Source organism: Aquimarina algiphila, from assembly GCF_007489275.1.
Taxonomy (GTDB): domain Bacteria; phylum Bacteroidota; class Bacteroidia; order Flavobacteriales; family Flavobacteriaceae; genus Aquimarina; species Aquimarina algiphila.
In genome coordinates, this window is sequence record NZ_VLNR01000052.1 from 1 (window position 1) to 16,353 (window position 16,353).

The 16,353-nt window shown below is 30.5% G+C and carries 12 protein-coding genes; 10 read left to right on the top strand and 2 right to left on the bottom strand.

Annotated elements, in window-relative coordinates:
- Positions 1–161 precede the first annotated feature (161 nt).
- On the bottom strand, positions 162–1,955 hold the full coding sequence (locus FOF46_RS32370; RefSeq protein ID WP_143917801.1) for a chitobiase/beta-hexosaminidase C-terminal domain-containing protein: 1,794 nt from the start codon (positions 1,953–1,955) through the stop codon (positions 162–164).
- 164 nt (positions 1,956–2,119) lie between these two features.
- Here FOF46_RS32370 and FOF46_RS20990 point away from each other — a divergent pair, with 164 nt between their 5' ends.
- The 9 genes from FOF46_RS20990 to purD all read left to right on the top strand — a co-directional run bounded on the left by FOF46_RS20990 (position 2,120) and on the right by purD (position 14,711).
- Positions 2,120–4,240, top strand: coding sequence for a bi-domain-containing oxidoreductase (locus tag FOF46_RS20990; RefSeq protein ID WP_143917802.1), 2,121 nt, complete (start codon positions 2,120–2,122; stop codon positions 4,238–4,240).
- Positions 4,222–5,808 carry an alginate lyase family protein gene (locus tag FOF46_RS20995; protein ID WP_143917803.1) on the top strand — a complete coding sequence of 529 codons (1,587 nt, stop codon included), beginning with the start codon at positions 4,222–4,224 and terminating at the stop codon, positions 5,806–5,808. Before FOF46_RS20990 ends, FOF46_RS20995 begins: the two co-directional genes overlap by 19 nt.
- A gap of 9 nt (positions 5,809–5,817) precedes the next feature.
- A complete protein-coding gene (locus tag FOF46_RS21000; RefSeq protein WP_143917804.1) occupies positions 5,818–7,011 on the top strand; it encodes a glycosyltransferase family 4 protein in 1,194 nt (397 codons plus the stop codon).
- Positions 7,012–7,066: 55 nt separating this feature from the next.
- Positions 7,067–8,215, top strand: a complete 1,149-nt coding sequence (locus tag FOF46_RS21005; RefSeq protein WP_143917805.1) for an MraY family glycosyltransferase — start codon at positions 7,067–7,069, stop codon at positions 8,213–8,215.
- A 9-nt stretch (positions 8,216–8,224) separates the two neighbouring features.
- Positions 8,225–9,538, top strand: a complete 1,314-nt coding sequence (locus tag FOF46_RS21010; RefSeq protein WP_109436187.1) for a UDP-glucose dehydrogenase family protein — start codon at positions 8,225–8,227, stop codon at positions 9,536–9,538.
- A gap of 1 nt (position 9,539) precedes the next feature.
- Complete coding sequence (locus tag FOF46_RS21015; RefSeq protein WP_109436186.1) at positions 9,540–10,520, top strand: UDP-glucuronic acid decarboxylase family protein; 981 nt, start codon at positions 9,540–9,542, stop codon at positions 10,518–10,520.
- Positions 10,521–10,526: 6 nt separating this feature from the next.
- Positions 10,527–11,879, top strand: a complete 1,353-nt coding sequence (locus tag FOF46_RS21020) for an exopolysaccharide biosynthesis polyprenyl glycosylphosphotransferase (RefSeq protein WP_109436185.1) — start codon at positions 10,527–10,529, stop codon at positions 11,877–11,879.
- A 176-nt stretch (positions 11,880–12,055) separates the two neighbouring features.
- On the top strand, positions 12,056–13,333 hold the full coding sequence (locus FOF46_RS21025) for an O-antigen ligase family protein (protein ID WP_208746803.1): 1,278 nt from the start codon (positions 12,056–12,058) through the stop codon (positions 13,331–13,333).
- A 106-nt stretch (positions 13,334–13,439) separates the two neighbouring features.
- Entirely contained in the window at positions 13,440–14,711 is a 1,272-nt protein-coding gene (purD, locus tag FOF46_RS21030) for a phosphoribosylamine--glycine ligase (protein WP_109436183.1), read from the top strand.
- 119 nt (positions 14,712–14,830) lie between these two features.
- Here purD and FOF46_RS21035 read toward each other — a convergent pair whose 3' ends face one another.
- Positions 14,831–15,061 (bottom strand): DUF6341 family protein, encoded by a 231-nt coding sequence (locus FOF46_RS21035; protein WP_109436182.1) that lies wholly within the window; start codon positions 15,059–15,061, stop codon positions 14,831–14,833.
- A 125-nt stretch (positions 15,062–15,186) separates the two neighbouring features.
- Between FOF46_RS21035 and FOF46_RS21040 the strand changes: the two genes are divergently transcribed.
- Positions 15,187–16,107 (top strand): DUF6427 family protein, encoded by a 921-nt coding sequence (locus FOF46_RS21040; RefSeq protein ID WP_255412227.1) that lies wholly within the window; start codon positions 15,187–15,189, stop codon positions 16,105–16,107.
- Positions 16,108–16,353: the final 246 nt, after the last annotated feature.

Genomic DNA, 16,353 nt, shown 5'->3' on the forward strand with positions numbered 1-16,353 from the left:
TTTTAAAACCTTGAGTATTTTATCGTAATTTGCTTGAAAGTTGTGCATATGAATTATAGTGTCGTAACTACAATTTACTGCCTTTTAGCAGTTTGCGCAACTTTTTCTAAATGCACAACGGGTTATTATAAAAAGCTGTTATCGCAGATACAATAGACTATTTATTCTAATTTACTTAAATGATAAATTAAATTGGATGCATTCTTAAATTTTGCAATCAAATTTAAACCTTTAAAATTATTGTTAAATGAAAGTCGAATATCTAATATGTTAATATCATTTGGACCTACCTTTATTTCTCCATTAACTTTTGAATTGGTATCAAATAAAGTATTGATTTCATAGAATCGACTCCAGGAAGGATCATTTTCAAAGATATCGTCATAATGAAAGACACTTGCATAACTTACAGTAAGGTATTCACGTTCATTATTCCCTAATACTTGGGTATTGTATGTATTATCAGAATTAAAAACAATTTTCACGCCGTAACTTTTATTAATGAATGGATTTTCTACGTAACCTATCCAAGTACCAAGAAGTTTTGTTTTTGCCTCTTCGAGGTTTGACAAAATGATATCTGGGTCATTTGGGTTAAACGACTCATCAATTTTAAAAATACTTGTTGATACAATGCTTTGCCTTTGCCCAGGACTTTTAGCCATCGCTTTTATTACAGAAATACAATCTAGACAATTGATGGGTATAGGGGTAGTGTATAACTTAGATTCGGTATTTGGAGTAGAGCCATCAAGAGTATAATAAATAGGAAAAGGAGAAGTTAATTCAATTGACAAACTATTATTGTGAGTGCCAGATAAATAATTAAATGATGGAGCCCTAACATCTGGATATAGAATTTCAAAAGTTTGCTCAATTATGTTACTTGCTTCTAAATTTTCTGCTATAGCAAATGATTTTATTGTTGTCTTTGTCATATTACCATCTGGATCTCCTTTAATAATTATAGGAGACGTATATAGATTTGAGTTGATAGTGGGGTCTTGTCCATCAAGAGTATAATAAATTTTCGCATTTTCAGTATTACTTTTTATTGTTAACTCGATATCATCAATATAAGGACCTGTATTTTGATGATCTTCATGAGTACCATCAAAAATATATTCAGGGTCAGCCACTTCATGAATTCCTATTATTCCATCGCCATTCTTATCAATGTAGTTTGTAAAAGATGGAATAGTAATTTGTATACCTAAATGATTATATCTGCTTTCCAAGTTAGTTATTATTGAATTTATGTCTAATAACATAGAATTACTTTTAATTTCATTGAGGATAGATTCAGAATCCAAAACACCATCAGTTTCTATATCAGAACTTATTTTTTGAATTAGTTCTGATAACTCTGCTTCAGAATTATCATACTGTAAGATACAAGAAACGGCAAGTAAAATAGAATTGCTTATTTCATTCCCAGAGATATCCATTTCTTCAAAGGAGAGGATAGTATCATCTGAAAAATCTATATAAAAAACTTTTAAAACCTCTTTTTGTGCTTTTATTTTAGAATCACCAAAAGAATAGTTTTCGTTTATAATTAAATGCTTAATTCTTTTTGCAATTAAGGTTGTAAGAATATTTAAATTAAATTTTTGAGAACTATTTACATAACCAATACCTCTTAAGGAAATAGGTGCATTTGATAATTTCCCGGTAACTTCATTAAAATAAAATCCAGTTGTAACAAATTCAGTATAACCTTCTGTAATTTCATTATCTAAACTAAATGATCCAAAATCATTATTCGTTTCTGTAAAATATGTTTTACCATTAGGAATTAGATCTACACTTAATTCCTGAATTCTAACTTCTGCGCCTTGAATAAAAGGCCCTTTTTGTACAAACCCATCAATGTTATGTTTTTGATCAAGTTCATCTTTTTGACATGATATTGTAAAAAGTAGAATAAAAATTTGAAATAGTGTTTTTTTCATGATATAAAACAATTAGTTTATACTTGATAATAATATAATACTAATAGGATGGGGTATTAATTATAGTTAAACAAACAAATTTAAAATTATTATAGTGAAATTGACTAGTTTATTTGATTAAACTGTAATTTTGCCAAAATCTTTGAAAAGACTACTAAATCAAGATGAAACAAATCATACAAGATCTTAAAAACGGAGAAACGATTTTAGAAGAAGTACCAGTGCCTAAGGTTAAATCAGGACATGTGCTTATCAAAACCACCAAATCATTAGTTTCGTTAGGAACCGAGAGGATGTTAGTAGAATTTGGTAAGGCAAATTTTATTCAGAAAGCACGCCAGCAACCAGATAAGGTTAAGATGGTTTTAGACAAAGTAAAGACAGACGGGCTTAAACCTACAATGGATGCAGTTTTTAATAAGTTGAACCAACCATTGCCCTTAGGGTATTGTAACGTTGGTGAAGTTGTTGCTGTAGGTAGAGGAGTTACAGAGTTTAAGGTGGGTGATAGAGTAGCCTCTAATGGTAATCATGTAGAATATGTAAATGTTCCCAAAAACTTAGTAGCTAAAATCCCTGGTAACGTAACAGATGAAGAAGCCGCTTTTACCGTAATAGGTTCTATTGGTTTGCAAGGAATACGATTATTAAATCCAACTTTTGGAGAAACTATGGTTGTGGTGGGTTTAGGACTTATAGGTCTTGTTACTGCAGAATTATTGCTTGCTAATGGATGTAATGTTATTGGGTTTGATTTTGATCCAGAGAAAGTAAAAATTGCAAAAGCAAAAGGCATTATAGCCATAAACCCTGCTGAGGGTACAGATCAGGTAAAATTTGTAGAATCATATACAGAAGGAATCGGTGCAGATGGCGTTATTATTACCGCTTCTAATAAGAGTAATGAAATTATATCCCAGTCTGCCAATATGTGCAGAAAAAGAGGTAGAGTCATATTGGTAGGTGTTATAGGTTTAGATATAAGCAGAGCAGATTTTTATGAGAAAGAAATTTCTTTTCAGGTATCTTGTTCTTATGGACCAGGACGATACGATGAAGAATATGAGCAAAAAGGAAATGACTACCCGATCGGGTATGTACGATGGACAGAGAAAAGAAACTTTGAGGCCATATTAACAGCAATTTCCAAAGGAACATTAGATGTAAAACCATTAATCACAGAGCGAATACCTTTAAAAGAGTATCAAAAGATTTATGGCGATATGAAAAATTCAAGATCGATAGCTTCGATTCTTGAGTATAATAGCACAGAAGAAGCTACTTCTACTGTGACCATAGCTCAAAAATCTTTTGAAGGTAAAAAAGGAGTTATTGGTATCATTGGTGCAGGAAACTTTACAAGCTCTACAATACTTCCTAACCTCAAAAAAATAAATGCTGATGTAAAATATATTGCAAGTTCTGGTGGTTTGTCTTCTACAATAATGGCCAAACGTCATAATATTGCAAATTCTACTTCTGATTATAAAGAAATCTTAGAAGACAATGATGTTGATTTAGTATTGATTACTACACAACACAATATGCATGCTTCAATGGTTTTGGAAAGCCTTAAAGCTTCTAAAAGTGTTTTTGTAGAGAAACCATTAGCGCTTACTAATTCAGAATTAGAAGATATCATTGCAGAATATAATACACAAAATGTAAATGTTTCTGTTGGATTTAATAGACGTTTTGCTCCCTTGGCAAAAAAGATGAAAAAGCTTTTAGGAAACGACAAGACACCAATTAATATCGTTGCTACAATGAATGCTGGTTTTATCCCTGCTGATGTTTGGGTTCATGATATGGAAGTTGGTGGAGGAAGAATCATTGGTGAAGCATGTCATTATATTGATCTCTGTACATACTTTGCAGGTAGCAAAATAACAGCAGTTTGTATGAATGCAATGGGAGCTAATCCAGAAGAAAATACAGATAACGCAAGTATTCTATTAAGATATGAAAATGGAACCAATGCAGTGATCAATTATTTTGCAAATGGAAGTAAAGCCTATTCTAAAGAAAGAGTAGAGATATACTCTCAAGAACGTACTTTGATTATGGATAATTGGAGAAAGTTAAAAGCATTTGGCTTTAAGGGAGGAAGAAATACCTCATCCAAACAAGATAAAGGACATTATAATCAATTTAATGAACTTATCGAACAACAACAAAAGGGAGGGAATCCAATTATTTCTTTTGATGAGATAGTGAATACTACAAGAGCTTCGTTTGCAGCAATCGAATCTCTTAAACAAGGAAAATGGATAGAAATAAAATAAAACTGCTCCTACAGACCGTAAAACACCTTAAATTCAAGCAGATTTATTATCAGTTATATTATTTGATTCGTAATAAGTTTTTTAAAAGAATTTATGTAAAGGAATTAAAAAAAGAAATTCATCCTTTAAATTGGCATGATTCATTTTTATACACCAATAGTTTTATAAAAGAGAATAGGTTTACGTTTCTTAATTTGCCTCACCAGTTTACAGATAAAATAAATTGGAATTATGCCGACTTTGGAAAACTTTGGACCTATAATTTGAATTATTTTGATTTTTTAAATCAAAAAGATTGTTCTGCTGGCGAAGGTTTAAAATTAATTAATGATTATATAGAAAACGAAAGCAATTTAAAGGATGGAAAAGAACCTTACCCTATTTCTCTGAGAGGTATCAATTGGATTAAATTTTTATCCAAAAATAAAATCTCAGAGGTCAAAATTAATCAAACATTATATAATCATTACGAGACTTTAATTCATAACCTAGAATATCATCTGCTCGGAAACCATTTATTAGAAAATGGATATTCCTTATTGTTTGGAGCATATTATTTTAAAGATGAAAGTTTATATAAAAAGGCAAAGCAAATTCTAACTGAAGAGCTTACCGAACAAATCTTAAGTGATGGTGCGCATTTTGAATTATCACCTATGTATCATCAGATTTTATTTCATCGTATACTAGATTGTATTCGTCTTATTCAATTAAATAAATGGCAGGAAGATAACCTACTTTTATTCTTAAAAGGAAAAGCATCACTTATGCGTTCTTGGTTAGAAGAGATTACTTTTTGTAATGGAGTTATCCCAATGGTAAATGATAGTGCATATAGGATTGCTCCAGAATCAGACCAATTATTTCAATTTGCAGAAGAAATAGGATTAGAAAGAAAAAAAGAAAAGCTTAGAGCTTCTGGATATCGAATGTTTAGAAGTAAAAACTATGAATTATTTATAGATGTTGGTAATGTCGGACCAGATTATCAACCTGGTCATGCCCATTCTGATACTTTTAATTTTGAGTTATATGTAAGGAGTAAGCCAATACTTGTAGACCCAGGAATCTCTACTTATGAGAAAAATGATAGAAGATTAAAAGAACGAGGTACTTCATATCATAATACTGTGAAAATAGGAAATCAAGACCAAACAAAAGTTTGGGATGGATTTAGAATAGCGAAGAGAGCAAAAATCATCGAGTTAAAAGAGATAGACAATACAATTGAAGCCGCTCATAATGGATATAAGAATTTGGGGATTATTCATACAAGAAGATTTTCGACTCATGAAACTAACATAATACAGATAGAAGATATAATTTCTAAAAAAGTTGATGAAGAACAAGTAGCATTTTTTCATTTTCATCCTGATGTAAAAGAAATACGTATTTTAAATAACAAAATCGAGTTGATAAATAATGGAATAATCATTCATTTTGAAGGTAATGAGGTTGTTATTAAAGAAGAAGAATATCAATATTGCCTAGGTTTTAATAGTACTAAGAAAGCAAAAAAAATAAAAGTATATTTCAATACTACCTTATCAACCAGAATAGATTTATAAATTAGCAAAATGAAGTTACTTTTTTTAACTGATAACTTCCCTCCCGAAGTTAATGCACCTGCGACCAGAACATACGAGCATTGCAAAGAATGGGTAAAGGATGGTATAGATGTTACCGTGATTACTTGTGCTCCAAATTTTCCAAAAGGAAAGGTGTTTGGGGGATACAAAAATAAATTATTTCAAAAAGAGATTATTGAAGGCATAAAAGTTATTCGTGTATGGACATACATCAGTGCTAATAAAGGGTTTTTAAAAAGAATTCTTGATTATGTAAGTTTTATGATCAGCTCTTTTCTTGTAGGATTATTTATTAAAACAGATCTTATTGTGGCAACATCACCACAGTTTTTTACAGCAATTTCTGGCAGGTGGCTAGCGTTTTGGAAACGAAAGAAATGGATTATGGAGGTTAGAGATTTATGGCCAGAATCAATAAAAGCTGTCGGTGCTATGAAAACAAACCCCGCAATAAAATATTTTGAGTTTCTAGAGAAAAAAATGTACAATAAAGCATATAAAATTGTAGTGGTAACAGATTCGTTTAAAGAAATCTTATGTGAGAAACACAAAATTAATGCATCAAAAATAGAAATAATTAAGAATGGAGTTAATACAACATTATTTTCTCCTGTTGAAAAAGATAAGAAAATATTAAAAAGATTAAAACTTGAAGATAAAATTATAATTGGATATATCGGTACTCATGGTATGGCACACGCCTTGGATTTTATTTTGTATTGTGCAAAAAAGATTAAAGACAAACAAATACATTTTCTTTTCTTGGGAGATGGAGCTAAAAAAGAGGAGTTGTTAAAAATCAAAGATTCATTAAAACTAGATAATGTTACTATGTTACCTTCAGTATCTAAAAAACAAGTTGCAGGCTATATTTCAATTATTGATATAGCTCTTGTAAATCTTAAAAAATCAGATACTTTTAAACATGTCTTACCATCAAAAATATTTGAGTTAAGTGCTATGCATAAACCAATTTTATTAGGAGTTGAGGGAGAAGCAAAAAAATTGGTGGAACAATATAGTATAGGAGAAGCTTTTGAACCGGAAAATGAAAAAGAATTTTTGAATAAAATAGAGGTATTGAAAACAAAAAATACCAATACTCAAAATTTTCAGAAACTAACTACAGACTTTGATAGAAAGAATTTGGCAAAAAAAATGATGATGTTTATTAAGGATTAAATTTTAATATAAAAACTTTCTCTATTTTTACCATATTTTCAAAAGCTATACTTAATTGAATTTTCTAGAAACAGCAATATTAATTTTTATAGGGTCATTCTTGTTGACATATTTAACAATACCCAAAATTATTGGGGTTGTCTCATACAAAAGGTTAATGGATGCTCCTAATAATAGAAGTTCTCATAAAGTACAAACACCAAGTTTAGGAGGAGTAGCGTTTTACTATACATTGATTATAGGTCTATTCTTTATTAGTAGTTGGGACACAAATAGTGAAATTATACATATCATCCCTGGCCTTACAATTTTGTTTATTATTGGTCTTAAAGATGATTTAGTAGTTTTATCCCCTGGTTCAAAACTAATAGCCCAGTTTCTAGCAGTATCTTTTGTTGTAGTAAGTGATAGCTTTACCATACATTCTCTTAATGGATTTTTTAATATAGAAGAAATACCGTATTACATTTATTTTCTTATAGCCGTTTTTATTATGGTTACTATAATAAATTCATATAATCTTATTGATGGGATAGATGGATTAGCTTCGATTGTTGGAATTGTAATTTTGATCATTTATACCACAATTTTTTATCTCACTAAAGAATATTTTTATGCACTGATTACGATAAGTTTAAATGCATGTTTACTCGCATTCTTTGGATATAATGTATCAGCAAATAAAAAGATATTTATGGGAGATACGGGTTCATTAATTATTGGTTTTATTATCAGTATAATGACATTGAAATTTTTAGCTTTAAAGCCTTCTTCCTCAGCTGAGTTACCTTTTTTTCTGGAAAACATTCCATTAATTGCAATAAGTATTCTTATCGTACCACTTTTTGACACGGCCAGAGTTTTTACGATACGAATTGCAAATAAGAAAAGTCCTTTTTCACCTGATCGAAATCATACACATCATGTTCTTATAGATTACTGGGGTCTATCTCATAAACAGGCTAGTTATTTAATAGGTGGTTTTAATTTAATATTTGTAGTATTATTTATTATTTTGGGGAGTACTACCAAGAACTTACTATTATTTATAGTGTTGTTGGTTAGCGTAATAATTTTGAGTTTTATTTTTTTTAGGTTTAATTATAATTTTACCTCTTTAAAGCAAAAAATTTTATTTAAAAGAAAGGTAGATGCTATGAAAGAAAATTTAAAACCAAAAGTAAAAAAGAGTAAAAAAGAGTAAAAAAGATAAATGAGAATATCAGTAATAGGTACCGGATATGTAGGTTTGGTTACAGGAACATGTTTAGCAGAAACTGGTAATGAAGTAGTTTGTGTGGATATAAATGAACAAAAAGTTCAGAAAATGCGAAATGGTGAAGTGCCTATTTATGAACCACACCTTGATGTACTTTTTGATAGAAATATAAAAGCAGGCAGGCTTACTTTTTCGACATCTTTGGAAGAGGGCTTAGAGCATGGAGAAATTATATTTTTAGCATTACCAACTCCTGAAGATGAAGATGGTTCGGCTGATTTATCTTATGTTTTAGGTGTAGCAGATGACATAGGAAAAAGAATTACAGAATATAAAGTTATTGTAGATAAAAGTACAGTACCTGTAGGTACAGCAGAAAAAGTACAGGAAGTTATTGCAAAAAATGCAAAATGCGATTTTGACGTTGTCTCGAATCCAGAGTTTTTAAGAGAAGGGTTTGCGGTAGATGATTTTTTGAAACCAGAAAGAATTGTGGTAGGATCTAGCTCTCAAAGAGCAACAGAACTAATGGAAAAACTGTATAAACCTTTTGTTAGATCAGGTAACCCAATTATCATAATGGATGAGAAGTCTGCAGAACTTACTAAATATGCAGCTAATTCGTTTCTGGCAGCAAAAATTACATTCATGAATGAGATTGCTAATTATTGCGAGAAAGTTGGTGCAGATGTAGATAAAGTAAGAAGAGGAATGGGAACAGATTCAAGGATTGGGAAAAGATTTTTGTTTCCAGGTATCGGATATGGAGGTTCATGTTTTCCAAAAGATGTAAAAGCGCTTCATAAATCAGGAAAAGATGTAGACTACGACTTTCAGATTTTAGATTCAGTAATTAAAGTGAACCAAAAGCAGAAAACAGCATTACTCCCAAAAATAAAAACATATTTTGATAATGATTTGGATGATAAAACTTTTGCTGTCTGGGGTCTGGCTTTTAAACCAGAAACCGATGATATAAGAGAAGCACCAGCATTATATCTTATTGATGAATTATTAAATGCAGGAGCTAAGGTTAAAGCATTTGATCCTGAAGCAATGGATAATGTTAAAAGAAAATATGAGGATAGAATTCAATTTTCAAAAACAATGTATGAAGCACTTGATAATACTGATGCATTGATTATTTGTACAGAATGGAGTATTTTTAGAACTCCTGATTTCAAGAAAATAAAAGATAGCCTAAAAGAGAATGTTATTTTTGATGGTAGGAACTTATATGACATTAGTGATGTCGAAAAAGAAGGAGTTTCTTATTTTTCTATTGGTAGAAAAGATATAATATTATAAAATGCAAAAAGTTTTAATTACAGGAGCAGCGGGTTTTTTAGGTTCTCATCTTTGTGATAGATTTATCAAAGAAGGGTTTCATGTGATTGCCATGGATAACTTGATTACAGGGGATATAAAAAATATAGAACATCTATTTAAATTAAAACAGTTTGAGTTTTATAATCATGATGTTACCAAATTTGTTCATGTACCAGGTGAACTCGATTATATATTACATTTTGCTTCACCAGCAAGTCCGATAGATTATCTTAAAATACCTATTCAGACATTAAAAGTTGGATCTTTAGGCACACACAACCTTTTAGGACTGGCAAAAGAGAAAAACGCGAGAATCTTAATAGCATCGACAAGTGAAGTATATGGAGATCCTCAAGTACACCCTCAAAATGAAGAATATTATGGTAATGTTAATACAATTGGTCCTAGAGGAGTATATGATGAAGCAAAACGCTTTCAGGAATCAATAACAATGGCATACCATACCTATCATGGAGTTGAAACAAGAATAGTGCGTATTTTTAACACCTATGGTCCTAGGATGAGGTTAAATGATGGCCGTGTAGTACCGGCATTTATCGGACAAGCATTAAGAGGAGAAGATTTAACAATATTTGGAGATGGTATGCAAACACGATCTTTTTGTTATGTCGACGATCAAGTAGAAGGGATTTATAAGTTGCTTCTTAGTGACTATGTTTACCCAGTTAATATCGGTAATCCTGATGAGGTCACTATTAAAGAATTTGCCGAAGAAATAGTAAGACTTACAGAAACAGATCAAAAAGTAATCTATAAACCACTACCAGTTGATGATCCGTTGCAACGACAACCGGATATTACTAAGGCTAAAGAAATATTAAACTGGGAACCCAAAATGGGCAGGTCAGAGGGAATGAAACTAACACTTGAATATTTTAAAGGGTTTTCTAAAGAAGAACTTCAGAAAAGCGATCATAAAGATTTTTCGTCTTATTCTTAATAACCAATGCATCACAAAAGAGGGGGATATTCATACTTAATTAGGCCAATACTTATTGTTATAGATCTGATTATTTTATTTATCTCCTCTTACTACCTTTTAAGTAGTATTGTTTCTAATCAATTCTATGTCTTTTTGGGGACAATCTGGCTAGTATCAGCATATTTACTCGATTTTTATGAAGTATATCGATTTACAAAAGCTATTACAATTATTTCGCTTTTGTTTCGCCAGGCAACGGTAATCCTAATACTTATATATGCATATTTAGGAGTTCTAAGGATCAACCTTTTTTCTGGTAAAGAACCACTTTACTTCATTATTATTGTTATTTCTACAGTTGGAATAATTAAAGTAATATCATACTATGCTTTAAAAAGATATCGATCATATTTGGGAGGTAATAATAGAAGGGTTATTATCATAGGTAATAATAAAAGTGCTAATCAACTTAAGGCCATTTTTGAGGAAAAAAAAGACTTGGGTTATCAAGTATTAGGGGTGTTTTCTGATACACTTTCAAAGTCCATAAAAGATAGCTTTGATTTTTTGGAAGAAGAGGAGGTTGACGAGATTTATTGTGCTATTGATGAAATTTCAGACGACATTATGAATGAATACGTGAAGTATGTAGATCAGAATTATTGTGTGTTAAAATTTATCCCAAGTTCACAACGTATTTATTCTAAAAGATTGACAACAGATTATTATGAATATTTACCAGTATTATCAATTCCAGAGATATCATTAAATAGCGCAGTTAATAGGACTATTAAAAGAGGATTTGATATTATTTTCTCTATTTTAATTATCATATTAATTTTATCCTGGATAACTCCATTACTTTTCATATTTATTAAATTAGAATCCAAGGGGCCATTAATTTATAGTCAAAAACGAAATGGAATTAACTATAAGGAGTTTATATGTTATAAGTTTAGATCTATGAGATATAAGAAACATGTCGAGCTTGATCAGGTTAAAAAAGAAGATATTAGGGTAACCCGAATAGGGCGTTTCATGAGAAGAACTAGTATTGATGAACTTCCACAGTTTTTTAATGTTTTACTAGGTGATATGTCTGTAGTTGGTCCTAGACCTCATATGATATCATACACCAAAGATTATGCAAAAAAGATCGATAAGTATAATTTTGTATTTCGCCATGCAGTAAAACCTGGCATAACAGGTTTAGCCCAGATAAAAGGATATAGAGGAGAAGTAAAATACGATGAGGAGATTGTTAATCGTATTAAACATGATATTTTTTATATAGAAAACTGGTCTGTTCTTCTTGATTTAAAAATTATTTTAGATACTATAATTAATATTATAAAAGGCCAAGAAAAAGCATATTAGTATGTTTTGAAGGGTTAATTATAAAAACAGAATAATAAAAAAGCTATAATCTAAAAAAACAGAAGCTTTTTGTATTTTGCTTGTAACAGGAGATACTGTACATTTGATTATGTAAGTACAATACAATTCAAAACCTCAAAAAACGTTAAACACTTCATAATCTATTTATATAACAAGTGCAATTTGGCAAGATACTAACTCAGGCAACCAGTATGTTCTATAAAGAAGACCATTGGGTAGTAATGACCTTTTGGAACAGTCTTTATATTGCTTTTTTTTTAATGCCGTTAGGTATTACACTCCCTACTCCGTTTTTTATAATTTCGATCGTTTTTGGAATTATGATGATATTTAGACCACAAAAGAAATTTGTATTGGATAAATCGGTACTTCTCTTTCCTTTGTATTTTACTATAATGACTCTAAGTTTAATTTATACTGACGACCTGGGCAGTGGATTGAATTTAGTACAGAGATCATTATCCCTACTATTGTTTCCAATTATTTTTTTATTTGTTAAAGAGGATGCTAATACCGTAAAAAGGTTATTTGACTTTTTACTTGTTGGTTTGATTGTATCTTTTTTTATCAATATCTGTATTGCTTCAAATAATTTATATCGATACCTTATTGATATAAAAGAAATTACTGGAGTATTCATGTTTTTAGAAGAGATAGTAAAAAATTGGTCTCAATTTTTTGTAGGGTCTGTTTTTTCCAGATCTGTAAATGCTAATTATGTTTCAATATATATCTTGTTAGTACTTAGCTATTACCTTAAAAATAAATTAAGGTCTCGATTTCAGTTAGTAGTAGTAACATTATTATTTCTTTATCTTTTTTTATTAGCATCTATAGCGGCATATTTAATACTGTTTGTGATGTCTTTATTGTTGATTTTCAATATTGTAGATAAAGAAAAAAAGTATATGATGATCATTGTGTTTATAATGGGTGTCGCATTGTTTTTAGGGAACCCTAGGGTGACTAATTTCTATGAGAGGGTAAAAGATTTTAGTAAAGTGGCAGCTTATGAAACTACAACCTTAGAAAAATCCAGAATATTGGCATGGGACGCTAGTGTTAAGTTAATTAAGGAAGCCCCTATGTTAGGTTATGGAGTAGGAGATGCAAATGATGTTCTAATGAAAAAGTATAAAGAGTTAGGGTATATGCCTAATCATGAAAACAAGTATAATGCCCATAATCAATTTTTGCAAACGTATCTTCAAAGCGGTATTATAGGTTTTAGCGTTTTGCTTATTATTTTTATTGTATTGGGGATGCGCATGAAAAGAAGTCGAAATGAATTTTCTGTCTTTCTGATTGTGTTCGTATCATTATTGTTTGAATCGATGCTGGTTCGGTTTAATGGAATTGTATTCTTTTCTATTGTGATACCGCTACTATTAAAAAAGAGGAGTATTTTAAGTAGCAGGATTATTCGTAATTAGTTCGTATAGACTTGATACCATTATCTTAAGTTTTTATACAAAACAATTAGCAATACAACTACGAATAAACTATTTTTGAGCGCATAAATACAAGCTATATCAAATCATGAATATTTTAGTACTAGGATCAGGAGGTAGAGAGCATACATTTGCTTATAAAATTGTAGAAAGTCCACTTTGTGATACTTTATTTGTAGCTCCTGGTAATGCAGGAACTGCTGCTATTGCAACCAATGTGCCTATTGCAGTAACAGATTTTCCTGCAATCAAAGATTTGGTACTACGAGAAAATATTAAAATGGTTGTTGTAGGACCAGAAGACCCTCTGGTACAAGGGATAAGTGATTTTTTTGTAGAAGATAGTCAACTTAATGATATTGTAGTAATAGGCCCTTCTAAAGAAGGGGCGCAATTAGAAGGCAGCAAAGAATACGCCAAAGAATTTTTATTCAGACATCATATTCCCACAGCAGCTTATCAAAGTTTTACAGCTACAACAGTTAATGAAGGAAAACAGTTTCTGGAAACTCTTAATGCACCATATGTACTAAAAGCAGATGGCTTGGCAGCGGGTAAGGGAGTGTTAATTTTACAAGATATTGAAGAAGCCAAAGCTGAATTAGAAAACATGCTAACCAATAAAAAATTTGGCGCTGCAAGTGAAAAAGTAGTTGTCGAAGAGTTTCTTGATGGCATTGAATTAAGTGTTTTTGTACTTACAGATGGGAAACATTATGTAACGCTACCAACTGCAAAAGATTATAAACGAATAGGAGAGGGAGATACAGGTTTAAATACAGGAGGTATGGGAGCTATTTCACCGGTTCCTTTTGCCGATGAGGTGTTTATGAAAAAGATCGAAGAACAGATTATTAAGCCTACAGTTGATGGCTTGGCAAAAGAAAAAATCGATTACAAAGGCTTTATTTTTATCGGACTAATTAAAGTAGGTGATGATCCAAAAGTAATCGAATATAATGTACGTATGGGAGATCCCGAAACCGAAGCTGTATTGCCAAGAGTCAAGACCGATTTAGTTCAATTGTTTAACCATGTCGGATCTCAATCATTGGATAAAATTAATCTCGAATTGGATAAAAGAAGTGCTACAACCGTAATGACTGTTTCAGGAGGATATCCTGAAGCGTATCAAAAGGGAAAAGAGATTACAGGTATCGATACGATCTCAGAATCTATTGTTTTTCATGCAGGAACAACCTTGAATGATGGTAAGGTTGTTACAAATGGAGGGCGAGTTATCGCAATAACTTCGTTTGACGAAGATTTTAGAGAAGCATTAAAAAAATCCTATCAAAATATTGAGAAACTTCATTTTGAAGATATGTATTATAGGAAAGATCTGGGGTTTGATTTATAATATAGTATCAACATCAAAAAGATTAAAATAAGAAAAGTCCCTATAAATTTTATAGGGACTTTTATATAAATTGATAATCCGATTTATATCTCCAAATATAAATAAAACTTTTCTGATGTTTAATTTAGGAATGAATGTGCTTTAGGATCTCTATTTTCTTCATCATTGTCATTAAATTTCTTCAATTCTTTCATCCAATAAAGAAAAGCCAAAGAACCAATAATCATAAAAACCCAGTTAAGTACATTAGCAGCAGTCCAGCTTTCTAGTTCTAATGCTCTTAATGCATCAAAAGGTGCAAACAATACATCTACAAATAGGGATTCGATAGCTCCAAAAAAATCTTTCATAATGTGTTCTATATTTTCTTTTTTAAAAGTCTAAAGAGTAAACTAAAAACTTTTTATACATTAGTTCTGTAATACATAAAAAACAATTATAATAATTGTTTGATGCAAAAATATAAAAAATAGTAGTGTTATCAAGCTTTTTTAGTAAATCAAAACCCATTAATTACATTGCCGTGGCATTATACATGGGAGTACTCTTTAGTATAGCGCACTATAAAAAGGGATTTGAGGTAGAAAGTACCTATATTTTAAAAGTCATTGCGAGCGTCTTTTTGTATATTTTACCTATGCTGGCACTTAATTTTGTAGCTCAAAAGAATGATTTAACAAATAAAGGAACATTTACCATACTATTGTTTGCTTTTCTTACCACAATACTGCCAAGTTCACTAACAAGTTTTCCGATTTTGTTATCTAATATTTTGATATTATTAGCCGTACAGAATATTCTACACCTAAGAAATGAAAAACATATAAAAGCTAAAATTTTTAATGCCTCTATATGTATCGGTTTAGCATCGCTAGCGTATTTTTGGAGCATTGGATTTATAGCATTGGTTTTTTTGGGAATATTGTATTTTGAACCCAATAACTATAGAAACTGGTTAATACCTGGTATTGGAATTATAATGATCTATGTATTTGCAAATTGTTTTACATTATTCTTTTATGATTCATTCTTTACTTTTACCACATATGTTGATTCTGTTTCATTCTCATTTCGAGAATATTTCACAAAAGAATCACTTTTTTCTGTAGGAGTATTATCTATTTGTATCGTATTCTTTTTCTCTATCTACCTTATTAAATTTGGAAGAAAAACAGCTAATACAAAACCAATATTAAGAGTGGTTATTGCATATTTAATTATTGCTATAGCAATAGCCGTTATTGCACCAGAAAAAGATACTTCAGAGCTATTTTTTTTGGCGACACCACTTGCGTTGATTGGGACTACATATCTTGAGATGAATTATAATCGGTTTGCCAAAGAAGTCAATATTTGGATATTTATATTAATTCCGTTTACCATATTACTGTTTTGATTTTTGAGAACAAATGTACTCGAATGCTATAGTAGAGACATACGTATTAGAAGGATAGAAGACGATATTCAATATTTGAGACTTTATATAATTTTCTACAGTACAGATTGAAATAGAAGATGCTAAATACTATTGCAAAATATAATACCTTTGCATCAGTATATATGAGGTGTATAGTAGATAAAGCGATACATCAAAAATATAAAGGGATAGAACCAATAGAATAGTTACACATTTTAGAAAAAT

Bases quoted from the DNA above. Each gene is read 5' to 3' on its own strand.
- FOF46_RS21035 (WP_109436182.1), bottom strand. From the start codon at position 15,061: ATGAAAGATTTTTTTGGAGCTATCGAATCCCTATTTGTAGATGTATTG.
- FOF46_RS32370 (WP_143917801.1), bottom strand. From the start codon at position 1,955: ATGAAAAAAACACTATTTCAAATTTTTATTCTACTTTTTACAATATCA.
- FOF46_RS21020 (WP_109436185.1), top strand. From the start codon at position 10,527: ATGCATCACAAAAGAGGGGGATATTCATACTTAATTAGGCCAATACTT.
- purD (WP_109436183.1), top strand. From the start codon at position 13,440: ATGAATATTTTAGTACTAGGATCAGGAGGTAGAGAGCATACATTTGCT.
- FOF46_RS21010 (WP_109436187.1), top strand. From the start codon at position 8,225: ATGAGAATATCAGTAATAGGTACCGGATATGTAGGTTTGGTTACAGGA.
- FOF46_RS21000 (WP_143917804.1), top strand. From the start codon at position 5,818: ATGAAGTTACTTTTTTTAACTGATAACTTCCCTCCCGAAGTTAATGCA.
- FOF46_RS21015 (WP_109436186.1), top strand. From the start codon at position 9,540: ATGCAAAAAGTTTTAATTACAGGAGCAGCGGGTTTTTTAGGTTCTCAT.
- FOF46_RS20990 (WP_143917802.1), top strand. From the start codon at position 2,120: ATGAAACAAATCATACAAGATCTTAAAAACGGAGAAACGATTTTAGAA.
- FOF46_RS20995 (WP_143917803.1), top strand. From the start codon at position 4,222: ATGGATAGAAATAAAATAAAACTGCTCCTACAGACCGTAAAACACCTT.